17 protein-coding genes are annotated in these 19,639 nt (G+C 57.9%); 9 read left to right on the top strand and 8 right to left on the bottom strand.

Annotated features, from left to right (window positions below; translation table 11 throughout):
• The first annotated feature begins 40 nt into the window (after positions 1–40).
• Both EAO82_RS14540 and EAO82_RS14535 read left to right on the top strand, forming a co-directional pair.
• Positions 41–313 carry an HU family DNA-binding protein gene (locus tag EAO82_RS14540; protein WP_096344739.1) on the top strand — a complete coding sequence of 91 codons (273 nt, stop codon included), beginning with the start codon at positions 41–43 and terminating at the stop codon, positions 311–313.
• A gap of 265 nt (positions 314–578) precedes the next feature.
• Positions 579–2,462, top strand: coding sequence for a SurA N-terminal domain-containing protein (locus EAO82_RS14535; protein WP_231703214.1), 1,884 nt, complete (start codon positions 579–581; stop codon positions 2,460–2,462).
• Positions 2,463–2,560: 98 nt separating this feature from the next.
• On the opposite strand, the gene fabI is transcribed toward EAO82_RS14535, so the two are convergent.
• The 8 genes from fabI to gloB form a co-directional block, all read right to left on the bottom strand.
• Positions 2,561–3,355 carry an enoyl-ACP reductase FabI gene (gene fabI, locus EAO82_RS14530; RefSeq protein WP_096347377.1) on the bottom strand — a complete coding sequence of 265 codons (795 nt, stop codon included), beginning with the start codon at positions 3,353–3,355 and terminating at the stop codon, positions 2,561–2,563.
• Between the two features lie 17 nt (positions 3,356–3,372).
• On the bottom strand, positions 3,373–5,007 hold the full coding sequence (locus EAO82_RS14525; protein ID WP_096347378.1) for an ABC transporter ATP-binding protein: 1,635 nt from the start codon (positions 5,005–5,007) through the stop codon (positions 3,373–3,375).
• A gap of 1 nt (position 5,008) precedes the next feature.
• Positions 5,009–6,043: an ABC transporter permease gene (locus EAO82_RS14520; RefSeq protein WP_096347379.1), complete on the bottom strand. Its 1,035-nt coding sequence runs from the start codon at positions 6,041–6,043 to the stop codon at positions 5,009–5,011.
• 2 nt (positions 6,044–6,045) lie between these two features.
• The gene (locus tag EAO82_RS14515; RefSeq protein ID WP_096347380.1) at positions 6,046–7,119 is read right to left on the bottom strand and encodes a microcin C ABC transporter permease YejB; all 1,074 of its coding nucleotides are present in this window, start codon (positions 7,117–7,119) and stop codon (positions 6,046–6,048) included.
• A gap of 2 nt (positions 7,120–7,121) precedes the next feature.
• The gene (locus EAO82_RS14510) at positions 7,122–8,978 is read right to left on the bottom strand and encodes an extracellular solute-binding protein (RefSeq protein WP_096347381.1); all 1,857 of its coding nucleotides are present in this window, start codon (positions 8,976–8,978) and stop codon (positions 7,122–7,124) included.
• Between the two features lie 40 nt (positions 8,979–9,018).
• Positions 9,019–10,848 carry an extracellular solute-binding protein gene (locus EAO82_RS14505; RefSeq protein ID WP_096347382.1) on the bottom strand — a complete coding sequence of 610 codons (1,830 nt, stop codon included), beginning with the start codon at positions 10,846–10,848 and terminating at the stop codon, positions 9,019–9,021.
• Between the two features lie 87 nt (positions 10,849–10,935).
• Positions 10,936–12,504, bottom strand: a complete 1,569-nt coding sequence (locus tag EAO82_RS14500) for a LysM peptidoglycan-binding domain-containing protein (protein ID WP_096347383.1) — start codon at positions 12,502–12,504, stop codon at positions 10,936–10,938.
• A gap of 75 nt (positions 12,505–12,579) precedes the next feature.
• Entirely contained in the window at positions 12,580–13,359 is a 780-nt protein-coding gene (gene gloB, locus EAO82_RS14495) for a hydroxyacylglutathione hydrolase (protein ID WP_096347384.1), read from the bottom strand.
• A gap of 102 nt (positions 13,360–13,461) precedes the next feature.
• Between gloB and EAO82_RS14490 the strand changes: the two genes are divergently transcribed.
• The 7 genes from EAO82_RS14490 (at position 13,462) to EAO82_RS14460 (ending at position 19,627) form a co-directional block, all read left to right on the top strand.
• Positions 13,462–14,235: a class I SAM-dependent methyltransferase gene (locus tag EAO82_RS14490; RefSeq protein ID WP_096347385.1), complete on the top strand. Its 774-nt coding sequence runs from the start codon at positions 13,462–13,464 to the stop codon at positions 14,233–14,235.
• Positions 14,232–14,693 carry a ribonuclease HI gene (rnhA, locus tag EAO82_RS14485; RefSeq protein WP_096347386.1) on the top strand — a complete coding sequence of 154 codons (462 nt, stop codon included), beginning with the start codon at positions 14,232–14,234 and terminating at the stop codon, positions 14,691–14,693. The genes EAO82_RS14490 and rnhA overlap by 4 nt, the downstream gene beginning before the upstream one ends.
• Entirely contained in the window at positions 14,686–15,408 is a 723-nt protein-coding gene (dnaQ, locus tag EAO82_RS14480) for a DNA polymerase III subunit epsilon (protein ID WP_096347387.1), read from the top strand. The genes rnhA and dnaQ overlap by 8 nt, the downstream gene beginning before the upstream one ends.
• Positions 15,409–15,587: 179 nt before the next feature.
• A complete protein-coding gene (locus EAO82_RS14475) occupies positions 15,588–16,400 on the top strand; it encodes a crotonase/enoyl-CoA hydratase family protein (RefSeq protein ID WP_096347388.1) in 813 nt (270 codons plus the stop codon).
• A gap of 97 nt (positions 16,401–16,497) precedes the next feature.
• Complete coding sequence (locus tag EAO82_RS14470; RefSeq protein ID WP_096347389.1) at positions 16,498–18,117, top strand: ferrous iron transporter B; 1,620 nt, start codon at positions 16,498–16,500, stop codon at positions 18,115–18,117.
• 5 nt (positions 18,118–18,122) lie between these two features.
• Complete coding sequence (gene nudC / locus EAO82_RS14465) at positions 18,123–18,962, top strand: NAD(+) diphosphatase (RefSeq protein WP_096347390.1); 840 nt, start codon at positions 18,123–18,125, stop codon at positions 18,960–18,962.
• 17 nt (positions 18,963–18,979) lie between these two features.
• Positions 18,980–19,627 carry a hypothetical protein gene (locus tag EAO82_RS14460; protein WP_096347391.1) on the top strand — a complete coding sequence of 216 codons (648 nt, stop codon included), beginning with the start codon at positions 18,980–18,982 and terminating at the stop codon, positions 19,625–19,627.
• The last annotated feature ends 12 nt before the right edge of the window (positions 19,628–19,639 follow it).

The raw sequence follows: 19,639 nt of genomic DNA, 5'->3' as shown, positions 1-19,639 counted from the left end.
AACGACTAACAACTCACTGAAATTTATAAGGGGACTTAGAGTGAACAAGTCTGAATTGATTGATGCCATCGCCGCCTCCGCCGATATTCCTAAAGCTGCTGCCGGTCGTGCTCTTGACGCCGTCATCGAGTCCATCACTGGTGCTCTGAAGGCTGGTGATTCGGTTGTGCTGGTAGGTTTCGGTACTTTTGCTGTTAAAGATCGCGCTGCTCGTACTGGTCGCAACCCCCAGACTGGCAAGCCGATTGAAATCAGCGCTGCCAAGATCCCTGGCTTCAAAGCCGGTAAAGCACTGAAGGACGCTGTTAACTGATAGCGTCCTGTAACTGATTGTTGTATTGGAGTCCTCGGGCTCCGGTATGGACTTCGAATCATCAGCGTTTATGGCTATCGCTGCATAGGCAGACACCCACCGATGGTTCGGTCAGTTTCCCGAAAGGCGCATCATCTTCGATGCGCCTTTTTTGTTTTAGCGAAACATACAAATGTCAGGCAGGTGCGGGACGCCTGGCATAAGCCAGCCACTAACCAGGTGCGCGGCAGATAACAGTTTTTTTGGGGGCAAGATGCTGCAAAAAATGAGGGAAAATGCACAGAGCTGGATCGCCAAGGTGATCGTCGGCGTCATTGTGTTGATTTTCGCTTTGACTGGTTGGGAGTCGATCAGCAGTTTCAACAGCAACGCACAGAATGCTGCTGCGGTGAATGACGCGGAAATTACCCGCACGGAGCTTGATCAGGCTGTGGCCATGCAGCGCCGCCAACTGATTCAACAGATGCAGCAACTTAACGACAGCTTTGATCCGGGCATGATCAACGACAATCTGCTGCGCGAGTCGGTGCTCGAAGATCTGATTGATCGCGCCGTCCTGCTTGACGGAGCACAAGCAGCAGACCTGCGGGTGTCCGAGCAGATGATCGATCAACTGATCCTCTCCACCCCGGACTTCCAGGTAGATGGGCAGTTTGATGCCAACCGTTTTGATATTGTCATCCGCAATATGGGCCTTGCCTCGCGTCTGGCTTTCCGTGACCTGGTCCGCCAGGAGCTGATGATCAATCAATTACGCAGCGCCTACGTCACCAGCGCCTTTGCGACCCCCACCGAACGTCTGCAACTGGCTCGCCTGGAAGAGCAGAGCCGGGATTTCGCCACGATCGAACTGGACGTTGATAACGATGCGGTCACGGTTGAAGAGGACGAGGTCAGCGACTATTACACCGCCAACGCAGAGCAGTTCATGACCGAGGAACAGGTCGTGCTGGAAGTGCTCACTCTTTCACGCAGCGACTTTTTCGACCAGGTCGAAGTGGACGAGACCGAGCTGCAGGCAATGTATGAGCAGGAGATCGGTAATCTGGAAGAGCAGCGCCGCGTCTCGCACATCCTCATTGAAGTGCCTGAAGACGATGCTGAAGCTGACGCAGCCGCTCTTGAGCAGGCCCAGGCGATCAGTGAGCGCCTGGAGCAGGGCGAGGATTTCGCCGACATCGCCCAGGAACTGTCGGATGACACCGGTAGCGCCAGTGGCGGCGGCGATCTGGGCTATGCCGTACGCGGCAGCTACGATCCCGCCTTTGAAGAAGCTTTGTTCAATCTGGAAGAAGGTCAGGTCTCTGAGCCGGTACGCACCAGTTTTGGTTACCATCTGGTGAAACTGACTGGGTTGCTGGCGCCTGAGGTGCCCTCACTGGAGTCAATGCGTCCTGAAATTGAACGTGAGTTGAAGGCCGAGCAGGTCGAGCGACGCTTTGTTGAAGCGTCCCGTGAGCTGGCGAACCTGGCCTACGAATCGGAAGATCTGTCCGAACCTGCGCGTGCGCTTGATCTGGAAGTCGAAACCATTGGCCCGGTAGGTCGTCAGGGCGACGAAGGCCTGACTGCCAATCCGCGCGTGATGGCTGCAGCTTTCAATGAAGAAGTGCTGACTGACGGCTTGAACAGTGAGCTGTTGGAGCTGGATGCTGATACTGCTGTAGTCCTGCGGGTGAAAGAGCACCTGCGTGCCACTCAGCGTCCTCTGGAAGAGGTTCGCGACGAGATCGTCGACACGCTTCGCTTTGAGCGGGCGGTAGAGCAGGCGGAGCGCAAGGCGGCAGAGCATGTTGCGGCGTTGCGCGAGGGCGATCTTGAGGCGGATGCGCTGGCCGAGCAGCTCGGTCAAAGCTGGGAAACACATGAAGCGATTCGTCGTTCCAGCAACGATCTGCCGGCAGCCTTGCTGCGTAGTGTCTTTGCAATGCCCCGTCCGGACGCTGAGAGCGCCGTCTACGGTCATTTCCGCCAACCTGATGGAAGTCAGTGGATCGTCCAGCTGAACGGCGTAGCCACGCCTCAGAGCCTTGAGGAAGCGGTAGATGGCGACATGTACCAGAGCTTTATCTCCGGTCAGGCTGGTCAGCAGGATTTCAGCGCTCTGCAGCAGCGTTTGAAGGAACAGGCTGATATCGAACGCTTCTGATCTGGCTGGAGCCTGAGATTCAGGCTCCAGACTGACTATTCAGCAGGCACAAAAAAACCGCAAATTCGCGGTTTTTTTGTGCCTGCTATGTGTCGGGCTCAGTCTTCGAGATTGCCCATTGCGGTAATATTGAAGCCACCGTCAACATACATGATCTCGCCCGAGACGCCTGAAGCCAGGTCAGAGCATAAAAAGGCGCCGGCATTGCCCACTTCATCGATGGTCACGTTACGACGCATCGGCGTCTGCTTCTCGTTATGCGAAAGCATTTTACGGAAACTCTTGATGCCCGAAGCCGCCAGGGTGCGGATAGGGCCTGCAGAAATGGCGTTCACGCGAGTGCCTTCTGGGCCCAGGCTGGTAGCCAGGTAACGCACGCCTGCTTCCAGACTGGCCTTGGCCATGCCCATCACGTTGTAATTGGGCATGGTGCGTTCCGCGCCCAGGTAAGACAAGGTTAGCAGGCTGCCATTGCGACCCTGCATCAGCTCACGGCCGGCCTTGGCCAATGCGACAAAGCTGTAAGCACTGATATCGTGAGCGATACGGAAGCCTTCACGGGTGGTGACCGCGGTAAAGTCGCCATCCAATTGGTCTCCGGGAGCAAAGCCGACGGAGTGAACGATGCAATCCAGACCGTCCCACTTTTTCGCCAGCTCGGCAAAGGCTTGCTCGATCTGCGCGTCATCCGCGACATCACAGGGGAAGCACAGCTCTGGCCCGGAGCCCCATTCAGCGGCAAAGCCCTCAACGCGGGCCTTGAGTTTGTCGTTCTGATAGGTAAAGGCCAGCTCGGCACCTTCCCGGTGCATCGCGGCAGCGATGCCGGATGCAATGGATAGTTTGCTGGCTACGCCAACGATAAGTACGCGCTTTCCGCTGAGAAATCCCATGCTTGCTTCCTGTTTTACTAGGCCACTGTTGTCGGGGCCTTGTTGACGGATACCGGGTGGGCAAAAGCTGCCTCTAGCAACTGACGAGTATAGTCGTGTTGCGGCGAGGCAAATATCGCACTTGCCGACCCCTGTTCTACAATGTGTCCCTGGCGTATTACCATCAGCTCGTGACTGAGAGCTCTGACCACCGCCAGGTCGTGGCTAATAAACAGATAACTCAAATTGTGCCTGTCTTGCAGATCGCGTAGCAACTCCACCACCTGACCCTGAACCGTGCGATCCAGTGCCGAGGTGGGTTCATCCAGCAGGATCAGCGACGGCTTGAGCACCAGGGCCCGGGCAATGGCAATACGCTGCCGTTGGCCGCCGGAAAACTCGTGCGGATAACGGTGGCGGGTAGCCGGGTCCAGGCCTACTTCCTGCAGCACCTGAATAACCATCTGCTCGCGTTCCTGCTCGTCGCCGATCTTGTGGATCTCCAGCCCTTCGCTGATGATCTGCGCCACCGACATTCGCGGGCTCAAACTGCCAAAGGGGTCCTGAAAGACCACCTGAAACTGCCGCCGCATGGGCCTGACATCATCCTGACTGAGCCCGTCCAGACGCTGACCATTGCATTCAATCAGACCCTGGCTTTCCACCAGCCTGAGCAACGCCAGACCGAGTGTGGTTTTGCCCGATCCGCTCTCGCCAACAATGCCCAACGTATGACCTTGCTTGAGCGTAAAGCTGGCATCGGTGACCGCTTTGACATGGTCCACGGTCCGGCGCAGTACGCCCTGACGTATCGGAAACCAGACCTTCAGCTGCTCCACACGCATGATCTGCGGTGCATCAACTTTGACCTGCACCGGGCTGCCGGACGGGTCGGCGGCAATCAGCCGCTGGGTGTATTCGTGCCGTGGATCTGCGAACAGCGTTGCGCAATCATTCTCTTCGACGACGCGACCCTGATACATGACACATACCCGATGGGCTATTCTGCGCACCAGATTCAAATCGTGGCTGATCAGCAGCAGCGCCATGCCGAGTTTTTCCTGCAGCGATTTCAGCAACTCAAGAATCTTCAACTGCACGGTAACGTCCAGCGCAGTGGTTGGCTCATCGGCAATCAGCAGCTCAGGTTCATTGGCCAGCGCCATGGCGATCATCACTCGCTGCCGCTGGCCGCCAGAGAGCTCATGCGGGTAAGCAGTCAGGCGTTTGGCCGGCTCGGGTATGCCAACCAGTTCGAGCAGTTCCAAGGTGCGAGCTCGGGCGGCCTTTTTATCCAGGCCCTTGTGCAGAAACAGCACCTCGTTGATTTGCCGCTCGACACTGTGCAGCGGGTTCAACGAGCTCATCGGCTCCTGAAAGATCATTGAAATACGATTGCCGCGCACCTGACGCAGGCGTTTTTCATTGGCCTTCAGCAGATCTTCGCCCTTGTACAGGATTTGACCGCTGGGGTGGCGTGACTGCGGGTGGGGCAGCAGGCGCAGAATCGAGTGCGCAGTCACCGATTTGCCCGAGCCGCTTTCACCGACCAGCGCCAGGGTTTCGCCTGCGCGGATGTCCAGGCTCACGCCGCGCACCGCCATGACTTCCTCGGTCTCGCTGCGAAAGGCCACGCTCAGATTGTCGATCCGTATCAACGGCTGATCAGACATGTCATTTCCTCGGGTCGAAGGCATCACGCAACGCCTCGCCAATAAATACCAGCAGGCTGAGCATCAGCGACAGCACAACGAAGGCGGTAACGCCAAGCCAGGGCGCTTGCAGGTTCGCCTTGCCCTGGGCAATCAACTCGCCCAATGAGGGCGAGCCAGCCGGCAAGCCGAAGCCGAGAAAGTCCAGTGAGGTCAGTGTGATAACGCCTCCGGTAAGAATGAACGGGAAAAACGTCAGGGTCGCAACCATGGCATTGGGCAGGATGTGGCGGAACATGATGATGCGATTATTGGCGCCCAGCGCCCGTGCCGCGCGCACATATTCCAGATTCCGGCCACGCAGAAACTCCGCCCGGACCACATCCACCAGCGCCATCCACGAGAACAGCAGCATGATGCCGAGCAACCACCAGAAGTTTGGTTGCACGAAGCTGGCCAGAATGATCAGCAGATAAAGTACCGGCAGTCCTGACCAGATTTCGATAAAACGCTGGCCGAACAGATCCATTTTACCGCCGTAGAATCCCTGCACCGCGCCGATGATCACGCCGATGACCGAGCTGAGAATGGTCAGTGTCAGCGCAAAGAGCACGGAAATACGGAAGCCGTAGATCACCCGTGAACTGACGTCCCGCGCCTGGTCATCCGTGCCCAGCCAGTTGTCGGCGGAAGGCGGGGCAGGGGCGGGCAGCTCCAGGTCGTAATTGATGGTGTCGTAATAAAACGGGATCGGCGGCCAGAGCATCCAGCCGTCACCTTGCTCTTCAATCAACTGCTGAACATAGGGGCTACGGTAGTCCGCAGCAATCGGAAATTCACCACCAAATTCGGTTTCCGCGTAGCGCTTGAAGACCGGGAAGTAGTAACTGTTTTCGTATTTGACCAGCAGCGGCTTGTCATTGGCGACCATCTCCGCGCCCAGGCTGAGCACGAACAGCACCATGAAGATATGCAGCGACCACCAGCCGCGCTTGTTCGCCTTGAAAAGCGCAAACCGCCGACGGTTGAGGGGGGAGAGTTTGAAATTCAGCGCCATGCTCAGCCCTCCCTACTTTCGAAATCGATACGCGGATCGACCAGGGTGTAGGTGATATCACCGATCAATTTCACCACCAGGCCGAGCAGGGTGAAGATGTACAGCGTGCCGAACATGACCGGATAATCACGGTTGATTGCCGCCTCGAAGCCCAGCAGGCCCAAGCCATCGAGCGAGAAGATCACCTCAATCAGCAGTGCGCCGGTAAAGAACACGCTGATCAGCGCTGACGGAAAACCCGCGATAATCAACAGCATCGCGTTACGGAATACGTGACCATACAGCACCCGCCCGGCAGACAGACCCTTGGCTTTGGCGGTGACCACGTACTGTTTGCCGATTTCATCCAGAAAACAGTTCTTGGTCAGCATGGTTAGCGTGGCGAAGCTGCCGATAACCATTGCGGTAATGGGCAGCACCAGATGCCAGGCGTAATCCTTGGCCTTTTCCCAATCGCTGAGCTCTTCCCAGTTGTTGGAGGTCAGCCCGCGTAGCGGGAACCAGTCCAGGTAGCTACCCCCGGCAAACACCACAATCAGCAGGATCGCCAACAGAAAGCCGGGAATCGCATAGCCGACAATAATTAACGAGCTGGTCCAGATATCAAAAGTCGAGCCGTGGCGTACCGCCTTGCGAATGCCCAGCGGAATGGAAATCAGATAGGTCAGCAAGGTGGTCCACAGGCCCAGCGAGATGGAAACCGGCATTTTCTCCAGAATCAGGTTAATAACGCTTTCATCCCGGAAGAAGCTGTCCCCAAAGTCAAAGGTCATATACCCCTTGATCATCAGCCAGAAGCGCTCGGGAGCGCTCTTGTCAAAACCATACATGCGTTCGATTTCGGCGATGATATCCGGGTCCAGGCCCTGCGCACCGCGGTAACTGCCACCGCTGGCGACTTCACCTTGCATGCTGCCGGAAATCCGGCTGGTAGCGCCTTCAAAACCCTCCAGATTGGCGATCATCTGCTCGACCGGGCCGCCTGGCGCGGCCTGGATAATCAGGAAATTGATCAGCAGAATGCCGAACAGGGTAGGGATGATCAGTAGCAGACGGCGAACAATATAAGCCAGCATGCTCAGTTTTCCTGTTGTTCTATCAGCGCCGGAGCCTCTTTCAATTCGGCCTCTTTGGCCGGATCAACCCACCAGGTATACAGCCCCAGATCATAGCGAGGGGAGGTTTCCGGGTGGGAGAATTTGTCCCAGTAGGCGACGCGGTAGACCTTGGTATGGAAGTTCGGCACCAGATAGTGTCCGACGCGTAATACCCGATCCAGCGCGCGGGTGTGGGTTACTAATGATTCGCGCGAGTCGGCTTGGATCAGCCCCTCCACCAGCGCGTCTACCACCGGGTCGCGCAGGCCCATCAGGTTGCGGCTTCCGGGGTTGTCGGCGCTCGATGAATGCCAGTACTCGCGCTGCTCATTGCCCGGTGAGTTGGACTGGCCGAAGCCAGAGACGACCATATCGAAGTCGCGTGAACGCAGGCGATTGATGTATTGCGAGGTGTCGACGCGGCGCAAAGTCAATTCGATACCCAGTGATGCCAGATTGCGCTTGAACGGCAGCACCACGCGCTCGAAGTCGGCCTGCACGATCAAAAACTCAAAGCTCAGTTGATTGCCGTCGGCATCGACCAGACGGTCATCGACGATCTTCCAGCCGGCTTCCTGCAGCAGTGCGTAGGCATCGCGCATCTGGTCGCGAATGATACCGCTGCCATCAGTTACCGGCGGACTGTAAGCCGGGCCAAACACGTCCTCGGATAACTGGTCGCGCCAGGGCTCCAGCAACGCCAGTTCGGCCTCGTCCGGGGTGCCGGTGGCGCCCAGTTCGGAGTTGTCGAAAAAGCTGTCGGTACGGGTGTAAGCGTCGTGGAACAGCCTGCCATTGGACCATTCGAAGTCGAACAGCAGACTGATGGCCTTACGCACCCGCACGTCAGAAAAGTAGCTGCGACGGGTGTTGAAGACAAAGCCCTGCATGCCCTGAGTGTTAAGGTTGGGGATCTCTTCCTTGATGATACGGCCGTCGCGCAAGGGCGGGCTGTCGTAGCCGGTCGCCCAGTTCTTTGCACTGACTTCCTGGTTGACATCAAAGCGACCCGCTTTGAATGCTTCCAGGGCCACACCGGTGTCGCGGTAATAATCGATGACTACCCGGTCGAAATTGTAGAAGCCGCGCTGCACCGGCAAATCCGCAGCCCAGTAATCCTTGACCCGTTCATAGGTGATGCTGCGCCCGGCACTGACGTTGCTGATTTGATAGGGCCCGCTACCCAGGGGGGGGTCCAGCGTGGTTCGGCTGAAGTCTCGCTCCGCCCAGTAATGCTCGGGGAACACCGGCAGTTGGCCTATCACCAGCGGCAGTTCACGGTTTTCCCCGTCACGGAAGCGAAACAGCACACTGTGTTCGTTCTCCGCGACCACCTCTGTCACATCCGCGTAATAGGCTTTGTAGAAAGGCGCGCCGTGTTCGATCAAGGTATTGAAGGTGAACACCACGTCACTGGCAGTAACGGGTTCGCCATCGTGAAAGCGTGCTTCCGGGCGCAGATAAAAGCGTACCCAGGTGCCGTCTTCAGCCCGCTCTATGCGTTCAGCCAAAAGTCCGTATTCGGTAAAGGGTTCATCCAGCGAATGAAACGTCAGAGTGTCGTAAATGAGCGACAGCTCGGAGGCGCTGTTGCCGCGCGTAATGAAACCATTCAATGAATCGAAACTGCCAAAGCCCGACTGCCGCAAGGTGCCGCCTTTGGGAGCGTCCGGGTTGACGTAGTCGAAATGCTTGAAATCCGCCGAGTAGGCCGGCGGTTCGCCGTACAGCGTTAGTGCGTGGCTACCCGCCGAGGGCTGCGGCGCCGGTTGGGCATGAGCAAGACCGGTGACAGTGATCAAGGCGCATCCGCAGAGCGTTTTGAGTATAGGGTGCATCCAGTGACCTTGTTTTTGTAGACGGTTTTAAACAGTGTTTCTATTCAGTGTCCGGCATCTTCCACCAGGTGCGTATCGCCAGCGAGTAGGGCGGCGTCGCGGTGGATTTAAGCCATTCCCGATGGGCTATGCGATGGTAATCAATATACCAGTTCGGAATTGTATAGTGTTCCCATAATAGTACCCGGTCCAACGCCTTCGCTGCGGCTATCTGCTGGTCGCGGTTGCCTGCGGCCAGGAGTTTCTCAATCATGTCATCAACCACCGGGTTGTCGATTCCGGCATAGTTGCGGCTGCCTTTGACGTTGCGCTGGCTGGAATGAAAATAGCCGTGCTGCTCCAGGCCAGGGGACAGGCTCTGCGGCAAGGTCGCGAGGATCATGTCGTAATCGAACTGATCCAGCCGCGATTTGTATTGCGCCCGGTCGACCGTACGTATGCGCATGTCGATGCCCAGACGGGCTAAATTGGTCCGGTAGGGTTGTATGATGCGTTCGAGGCTGGGATTGACCAGCAATACTTCGAATATCAGTTGATCGCCATCGGCGTTCTGCAGGCGGCCATTGCGTAGAGTCCAGCCGGCCTGTTCAAACAGCTCCACCGCTCGGCGCAGACTGTCCCGGGAAATACCGCGGCCGTCCGTGGTGGGCAGACGGAAGGGTTCGAAGAAAAGCTCTCGGGGTAGTTCTTCACGGTGCTCGTTCAGATACAAGAACTCCTGCCCGGCCGGCAGCCCGGTCGCGCTGAACGGGCTGTTGGGGTAGTAGCTCTCTGAGCGGCGGTAGGCATCGTAGAACAACACCCGATTGGACCACTCGAAATCAAACAGCATGCCCAGCGCTTCGCGCATGCTGCGCTGATCGAAGGGCGTGCGCCGGGTGTTGAAGAACATGGCCTGAGTGGCACTGGGAATCTGGTGTTTTACCTCACGCTTTTCTACTTCACCATTTCGCACTGCGGGGAAGTCGTAGGCATTGGCCCAATTACTGGCTTTGTGATCGAAATAGAAGTCAAATTCGCCCGCCTTGAAGGCTTCAAAGGCGACATTGTTATCGCGGTAGAACTCGGCCTCAAGGCGGTCAAAGTTGTATTTCCCGCGGTTGATCGGCAGATCCTTGCCCCAGTAATCCTTGACGCGCTCAAAGGACAGACGGCGTCCGGGGGCGACATCGGTAATCCGATAGGGTCCGCTGTTCAGTCCGGGTTCAAAGGTGGTTTCGCCGAAATCTCGATCGCGCCAGTAGTGCTCAGGCAATATGGGCAGCTCGCCCAGGCGCAGAATCATCAGCGGATTGTTGGCGCGGCTGAACACAAAGCGAATGCGGTGTTTGCCCAGTACGTCCACGCGCTCCACATCCTGCAGCATCGAGCGATAATTCGGGTGACCCTTTTCACGCAGCAACTGGTAGCTGAAAGCAACATCTTCAGCGGTGATGTCCTGCCCATCGTGGAAGCGAGCCTCTTCACGCAGGTTGAATACCACCCAGCTGCGGTCGTCGGAAAACTCCAGGGTTTCGGCGATCAGGCCATAGGAAGAGTAGGGTTCATCGCCGGACGGGTCATACAAGCCGCTACCGGCCATCAGGGTCTCGTTCAGCTCGGTGACGCCGTAGTGTACAAAATTGCCGGTGTTGACCGGGCTGGTACCCTTCAAAGTATAAGGGTTAAGGGTGTCAAAGGTACCGGTGCCCATAACCCGCAGCGTACCGCCCTTGGGCGCGTCCGGGTTGACGTAGTCCAGGTGCTCGAAATCGGCGGGGTAATGGGGTTGGCCATACAGGGCGTACCCATGCTGACGGTATACCGCTGCGCCAGCATCGGTCCAGATGAACAGTATCAACAGTGATGTGAATAATAACCTGAAGTTCATAGCAGCTCTGGATGGGGCGTGACAGGCTATCACGCTAACATTACCGCCAGGCCGGTGAAAGCCTCACAGGGGTGTAGCGTAACAGCCTCAGCGTAACAGTAAAGTGAGCTGTTGCCCCGGCCGCAAATGACTGCCCAAGGGGTTTTCTTTACGAATACGGTCAATGCTTATATTGAACTGTCGGGCAATGCTGTACAGCGAATCTCCGGCTTTGACGGTATAGACCATCGAACGGGGACTGGAAGAACCGGCCGTGTTTGCGCTAGCCGTGCTGCGGTTGCCCGGTATGCGCAGACTCTGACCAACGCTCAGCGAATGATTGGCGTCGATATTATTCTGCTCCCGTAAAGCGCTGATAGTGACGCCGTGTGCCCGGGAAATATTCCACAGACTGTCGCCGGCTTTGACGCGGTACACCGATGGGCTTGCGGCCACTTGCGCCGCAGGCTGACGGGGCGCTGCGGGGCCAGCACCCATCTGCGGTAAAACAAGTGTCTGGCCGATATTGATCATATTGCCGCTGAGCTGGTTGGCATCGCGGATGGCCGAGACGCTCAACTGGTGACGTCGGGCAATCTGCGACAGGGTATCGCCAGAGCGCACCTGATAATGCAGATAACTGACTCGCTCGCTTTCCGGTAGCCGCGCCAGGGCGGTGCTGAACTGTTCAGCCCGGTCCACCGGCACCAGCAAGCGGTAGATGCCCTGGGGGGAGGTCATGCGTTGTTTGAATGCAGGGTTGAGCAACATGAAATCTTCGGTGGGCATGTCGGCCAGTTCAGCGGCCTTGTGCAGGTCCAACTGACGCTTGATCTCTATTTCGGTGAAGTACGGCGTATCAGCCAGGTCCGGCAGCACCAGGCCATGCAGGCCCGGGCGGTCGATGATCTGCGACATCGCCAACAGTTTGGGCACATAGTTCATGGTTTCCTGCGGCAGTTGCAGGTTCCAATAGTCGGTAGGCAGGCCAAGCTGCTGGTTGCGTTTGATGGCTCGCCCCACGCAGCCCTCACCACAGTTATAGGCCGCAATCGCCAGCAACCAATCGCCGCCGAACATGTCGGACAATTTGCTCAGGTAATCGAGTGCGGCCTGGGTAGAGGCGGTGATGTCACGGCGCCCGTCGTACCACCAATCCTGGCGCAGGGAGAAGACTTCGCCTGTGGAAGGGATAAACTGCCAGATGCCGGCCGCGCTACTGCTGGACATGGCCATGGGGTTATAGCCGCTTTCCACAAAGGGCAGCAAAGCCAGCTCCAGGGGCATCTGGCGGGCGTCCAACTGCTCCACGACGTAGTGCATATAGCGTTCGGCGCGCGGACTGGTCAGTTCGAAATAGCGCGGTTGAGCAGTATATAAAAGGCGTTGCTGAGTCACCCGCGGATTGTCGATCGCGCCGGGGTCGAGCATGAAGCCCTGGCGAATCCGACTCCACAGGGTGTAGACCGATTCGATCTCGTCCGCACTGCGAGGCGCGCGCGCGGTGCGCAGCAAAGTGATCTGCCGTGCTTCCTTGCGTTCGGCGTCTGTAGGGTTGTTGCCCAGGCCGGAGCGCGAAGTGCTGGGCGATGACTGGCAACCTGCAAGGCCCGCAATCAGCAGGCACGCAAACAGTATTTTTGTGAAGGAATACGAGCGTGGATCAGAAAAACACATAGGCTGGTCCGTTGAAAATTGGCTCGATTCTAGGAAGTCGCCCTTCGGCGGTCAAGGAACCATTCCACAGAAACCTCAGAAGCTGTCTTTCCACGCCCTGATCCGGGCAAAGGTCGCGAGCTCTGTAGCAACTGATTCGCCAGCGTGGGCCGCCGCCGCTTGGTTCACTTGTGCCACTGCGGAGCGCAGGAAGGGGTTGGTTTTCTTTTCCAGGCCAATGCTCGATGGCAGGGTCATGCGTCCGGCTGCGCGCAGATCATCCACCACTTCGGCGCGCACCTTGATATCGTTGTTTTCTGGCTCGACTGCGCGGGCAAAACGCAGGTTGGCCTGCGTGTACTCATGCGCACAATAAACGCGCGTGTCGTCGGGCAGGGCAGCAAGGCGCTGAAGCGAGCGGTGCATCTGTTCGGCCGTCCCCTCGAATAGCCGGCCGCAACCGCCTGCGAACAAGGTATCGCCACTCAGCAGCCAGGGTGCACCGGGCTCATTGCAATAGAAGGCAATATGTCCGCGGGTATGGCCGGGCACGGATATTACTCGCAGGTCCAGGCCGAACAGGCTGACGGTTTCATCGTCCACCAACCTGCGATCCAGGCCGGGAATGTCTTCGGCAGCCGGCCCCCAAACCTTGCACCCGGTGGCCGCCTTGATGGTGGCCAGGCCGCCGGTATGATCGCGGTGATGGTGGGTAATCAGCATGTGCGTCAGGTCATATTCGGGATGTCGTCCCAGCCAGGTGATCACCGGGACTGCATCACCAGGATCAACCACCGCCGCGCGGTTGTTCTGGGTGTCGAGAATCAGCCAAATGTAATTGTCCTGGAAGGCGGGTAATGCTATGAATTCGAGCATGTCTAAAGCACCCTGAAAGGAATATGCTTTTATAGTACAGGCGCTGACTGGCTTGGGAAACTCAAGGGTCTGGAAAACCAGGCTGAGCGCAACGGAGGCTCGATGTTGATTGATGACCGGTCTGGCTCGATTAGCCAGGCCGACTTGATGGACCTGTTGCGCGTGGCGCGCACCTGGCTGGAGACTCCGGCGGGACAGATGCTGCTGGAAGCCCAGCAGGGGGTGATCGAAGAGGCTTTGCAGCGCTGTTTCGGTCAGCATCTGGTGCAGTACGGACTGGCGCCGTCGTTGCTGGATGGCGACCAGCAGGTGTTGCGCAATAGTTGGCATTTCGACCTGATCGCCGAGCCGCCGACCATGCCACTGCAGGAAGACCAATGGCCCTTTGCTCCGCAATCGCTGGACGTGGTGCTGCTGCACCACGGCCTGGATTTCTGCCTCTCGCCGCGCACTTTGTTGCGTGAAGCCAGTCAGGCGGTACGCGCTGGCGGTCACATTATCATTCTTGGCTTCAATCCCTGGAGTAGCTGGGGGCTGAATCATTTCGCCGGCCGCAGTTGGCTGAGTGAGGCCGGGTTTGTCAGCCCGACGCGCCTTGCCGACTGGTTGGAAGTCCTGGGTTTTGCTGTGGAGAAACGCATTAATGGGTGCTATCGTCCGCCGCTTGCCACACAGAAGTGGCTGGACAGGATGGTCTTTCTCGAGCGCTTCGGGGAACGGCACAATCTACCGATGGGCGGTTTCTACTGCCTGATCGCACGCCGGCAAATGTACGGAGTGACTCCGCGCAAACAGCCCGCCAGAGCCTTTCCAGCCTTGAATTTGCCGCCCCTGACGGTGGGTACCCGGCGCACGCAGAAACGGAAGAGTGAATGACGCACACGATCGAAATTTTTACCGACGGGGCCTGCAAGGGTAATCCCGGACCGGGTGGCTGGGGCGTACTGCTGCGCCTGGGCGAGCATGAAAAATCGTTGTACGGTGGCGAGTTGCAGACAACCAACAATCGCATGGAGCTCACCGCGGCGATCCGCGGGTTGGAAGCGCTAAAAAAGCCGGCGCCGGTTTTGCTCACCACCGATTCGGAATACGTGATGAAAGGCATTCGTGAATGGATGCCGAACTGGAAAAAGCGCGGCTGGAAAACTGCCAGCCGCCAACCGGTGAAGAATGCCGACCTGTGGATGCAGCTTGACGCGCTGGTCAATCAGCATCAGGTGGAATGGCGCTGGGTGAAAGGTCACAGCGGCCATAGAGAAAACGATCTGGCTGACGAGTTGGCCAATCTGGGAGTGCAGGACGTGCTGGCGAAACGGAGTCCGAAACATGCGTGAAGTGGTTCTCGACACGGAAACAACCGGCATCGATCCCAAGGACGGCCACCGCATCATCGAGATCGGCTGCGTCGAACTACTCGATCGGCGCCTGACCGGCCGGCATTTCCACGTCTACATCAATCCCGAACGGGAAGTGGAAGAAGGTGCGTTCGCGGTCCACGGCATCAGCGATGAGTTTCTGTCCGACAAGCCATTGTTTGCCGACGTAGCCAATGACTTCATGCAGTTCGTCAAAGGCGCCCGGCTGGTCATCCACAACGCAGCGTTCGATATCGGCTTTCTGGATATGGAGCTGGAGCGCCTGGGCGGTCTGCTCGGCAAGATGGGCGATCATTGCGGCGTGGTTGATACGTTGATGATGGCCCGAGAGAAGCATCCAGGTCAGCGCAATAGCCTGGATGCGCTGTGCAAACGCTACATGGTCGACAACTCCCAGCGTGACCTGCATGGTGCTTTGCTCGATGCGGAGATTCTGGCTGACGTTTACCTGACCATGACCGGCGGCCAGACGGCACTGCTGTTAGCCGGGCAGGGCGCGGAAAGTGATACCAATAGCCACGGCGTGACCAGTATCCGCCGGCTGGATCCGAGCAAACGCGGCGCCCTGAAAGTGATCATGCCCAGCCCGGCTGAGCTGGATGCGCATACCGAGCGCCTCGCGGCGATAGAAAAGGCCGCCGGGTTTGTGGTGTGGGAGGGACCGGCCGGGTAGGCTCGACCGGATAGGTTCCGCCGGACAGCTCCCGCCGGACAGGCTCGGTTAGATACTGGCTTTTTGCTTCACCCAGTACCCGAGCAGCCTGAGCTATGCCATTGATCCTTAATGCTTGTTATAGTCTGGTTTGAACACAATGTCGCCGCGTTTGGCTAAAGTATCCCGGGAGCGCAGTCATGCCTGAGTATCAAACTCTGCTGGTGGAACAAACCGGCAATATTGCCCACATTCAGATCAATCGGCCTGACAAGGTCAATGCGATGAACAAGGCCTTCTGGGAAGAGATCATCCAGGCTTTTGACTGGGTAGACAGCACCGACAGCGTTCGCGTGGTGGTCGTCTCCGGCGCGGGCAAGCACTTCTCCGCGGGGATCGATTTGCAGCTGCTGGCCCAGGCGTCTTCCGAGATGGGCAAGGACATCGGCCGTAACGCCGAGATCATTCGCCGCAACGTGTTGCGCCTGCAAACCTCGTTCAATGTCATCGATACCTGCCGCAAACCCGTCATCGCCGCTATTCATGGCTACTGTATCGGGGGCGCCATTGATCTGATTAGCGCCTGCGACATGCGTTATTCCACCCCTGATGCGCATTTTTCCATCAAGGAAATTGACATGGGCATGGCCGCGGATGTCGGTACTTTACAAAGATTGCCCCACCTCATAGGTGATGGCATGATGCGGGAGCTGGCCTACACTGGCCGTGCCTTTGACGGTGATGAGGCGGCGCGCATGGGGCTGGTCAACAGGACTTTTGCCGATCATGCCGAGCTGCTTTCCGGCGTCATGGCGGTGGCAGGTGAGATTGCCAGCAAATCACCGCTGGCTATACGCGGTACCAAGGAAATGATTCGTTATAGTCGCGACCACAGTGTTGACGATGGTCTCAACTATATAGCTACATGGAATGCAGCAATGCTTCAATCCGAAGATCTGAAGCTAGCCATGATGGCGCATATGGCTAAAAAGACCGCTGATTTCGCAGACTGAGGCGGTCAGGGCACAGCAGGGACGGGTGGGGAGACACAATACGATGTTAACAGGCGCCACATCTTTAGATCTTGTCAGGGAAGAGCTCTTCACCAGCATGGGTGAAGTGGAAGATCTGCTCCAGCAGTTTCTGGAAGACCGCCACAATGGCAGCTTGCTGCAACAGGCCATCGAGGGACTGCAGCAGCTGCGCGGCACCCTGACGTTGATCGAGCTGCGCGGTGCAGCCTTGCTGCTGGCAGAGATGATCGCGCTGGCCACGGATATTCCCGAGCATGACGGCACCGATCGCAACGAACCGCTTTCGGCGTTGTGCGACAGCCTGTTTTTGCTCGAGCGTTATTTGCAGCAGTGCCGGCACCAGGGTTTTGAACGACCGGAGCTGTTGCTGCCCACCATCAATCAATTACGTGCCAACCGCCCCGGCGTACCGGCGCTATCGGATAGCCATTTCTATAGCCTGGCCGCAGAAACCCTGCCGTTGACATTGCGCGGCCAGCAGGAGCAGCAGCCACTCGATGGCCGTACTTTCAATCGTCTGCGGCAAATGTATCAGTTGGGCTTGCTGGGCATGATCCGTGATGATGGTCTGGCCGCTTCCGCGCCGCTGATGCAGCGTGCGCTGGTACGTTGGCAGTCGACGCTGGACCCGAGCGCTGCGACCTTGTGCTGGGTTGCGGCCGCCGCGCTGGAAGCCATCGAACGGACCCCGTTGCAGTTGTCGTCCCCGCGCAAACGGCTTTTCTCGCAGCTCGATCGTGAGATCAAGAAGCGCGCCGTTCGTCAGCCATCGCCGGCGCCAACCAACAACCCCGAACTGCTGCGCGAGTTGGCTTTTCTTGTAGCGCTGGGTGATGCCACTTGTGACCGCTGTGAAGAAGTCAAAGCGGCCCTGAGATTGCCGGATCCCGGCTATACCGAATTGGAGCTGCAGTCCTCATTCCATCGATTGCGTGGGCCGGGAGTGGATGTCATGCGCTCGGTGGCGGAAGCGCTACGCGAAGAACTCACCGCGATCAAAGACCTGCTTGACCTGCTGGCGAGAAACGCTGGCGATCCGGAGCAATCGCTGGAAACGCTGGGCGGCGCGCTTCAGCGCCTCTGGAAGACACTGTCGATGCTTGACCTGCCAGAGGCTGCCGCCGCTATCGAAGCGGCGGCCGAGCAACTCAGCAGTTGGAAGAGTGCCGACATAGAGGTGCTTGAACAGATAGCCGACGCGGTACTGATGGCAGAAACCGCAGTGAATCGTCTGGACGAGCGGGGCAGCGATGTGGGGCCGGTACCCGGTTCGGTCCCGGGTGACAGCAAGGAGCCGGTCGAGCTGAAAGAAGCACGCATCGTGCTGATTGAAGAGTCCCAGGCCGGTCTTTCGCTGGCCAAGCGTGCAATCACCGCTTATATGGAATCAGGCAACGACATCATGCATTTGATGAACGTACCCTCTACCCTGGAAACCGTGCGCGGCGGTCTGATATTTTTGGGCATGACCCGAGCAGCGAGTATCATCAATCTGTCCGGCCGTTTTATTCAGGAAGTCATGCTTGAACGCCGCGACGTACCCAAGGCCCAGCAACTGGAAGTATTGGCTGACGCATTGACCAGCATCGAATTCTATCTGGAGTCGGCTGAACGCTCCGCCGTCGCCACCACCGATGTACTGACCCTGGCCGAAGAAAGTCTGGCTGAACTGGGCTACACCCTGGCAGGACCTTGAGTAGCATGAAACAGAGTGACAAACGTTTTATCGCCGCAACGCGCACAGCGAAAATCGAAGACAATGACCTGGTTGTGGTTTTCCATGAACAGAAATTCGCCATGTACCAGGGTCGCTTCCTGCACGACCCGGACAGCATGCGCTTTCTCGGCAACACCGATTTTCATCTACTGATTGGCCATCTGGATAATACCGCATGCCATCTGCTGCGCATCAGCGATCCGGTGGATCTGCCCGGTCTTAGTTGGCATGGCCTGCGTACGCTGATCGGGCAGGTGGATGATGACGTATATCGGTTGCTTGGTCTGGCGCAACAGTTGGAGGCCTGGTACGACAGCCATCGCTTCTGCGGCCGCTGTGGTGCCACCATGCAACCGCGGGGCGAAGAGCGGGCCATGGAGTGTTCCGCCTGTGATCTGCGCCAGTACCCGAAATTGGCGCCATGCATCATAGTGCTGATTACCCGTGGTGATGAGGTGCTGTTGGCTCGTTCACCGCATTTCCGCCCCGGATTCTTCAGTACCCTGGCCGGTTTTATCGAGCCTGGCGAGTCGGTCGAGGAATGCCTGCACCGTGAGGTGATGGAAGAGGTGGGTGTTGAGGTGGACCAGCTTGAGTATCTCGGCAGTCAGAACTGGCCTTTCCCGAATTCCTTGATGATGGGTTTTCACGCCCGCTACGTCAGCGGTGATATCGTTCCGCAACCCGGTGAGATTGAAGAGGCCGGTTGGTGGCACGTGGACGATCTGCCGGGCATTCCACCCCCCGGTTCCATTTCCCGCTGGTTGATAGACTGCCACCTGGCCCGCCGGCGCGGCCAACCCCTTCCACCTGTGCCGGCCTGATCTGGCCTGGAGACATCATGCTGTACTACGGATTGGCCGCCTTGCTGGGCGTGGTATCGCTGTTGATTCTCGGCGCTGTGATCGCAAAGGGTTGGCGTGTTGAGTGGTTGTGGTCCTGGTTGAAAGGCAATCTGTTGTTGTTGTCGCTGCTGGTCGGGCTGATCCTGGCCCTGGCTGCGTGGGATCTGCATCAATTCAAACCGGTCCAGATGGGAAGCAACGTCGGCACGCTGACATTTATCGAAGTCGCGCCCCAGCAATTCAATGTCCAACTGAGCTCCCACGATGACCTGCGCCTGAAGTTGGAGGGTGACCTGTGGGAAATGGACGTACAGGTGCTGCGCTGGAGAGGCTTGGGTTATGCCATCGGACTGCAGGATGGGTATCGGCTGCATCGGCTAGCCGGACGCTATCTGGCGCTTGAACAGCAGCGCGATGCCTTGCCGCCGCAGCAGGATATATTGCATGGCACGCCGAGCTGGCGCGATTTATGGTATTGGTTGGACAGGTTGGGTACGCAGTCGCTGCTGGAGGCGGATGCCTTCACCTTGCGCTTCATCCCCATGGTGGACGGCGCCACCTTCAATCTTGAGATCGGGGCGACCGGCTTGACGCCGGTGCCTATGAACGAGGCTGCGACAGAGGCTCTCGAACGCTTCGAGTAACCCCTGCTCGGC

The organism is Halopseudomonas pelagia, from assembly GCF_009497895.1.
Lineage (GTDB): Bacteria > Pseudomonadota > Gammaproteobacteria > Pseudomonadales > Pseudomonadaceae > Halopseudomonas > Halopseudomonas pelagia_A.
Note: the sequence above shows the minus strand (reverse complement) of the source record. Positions and strands in the feature narration are given on the sequence as shown.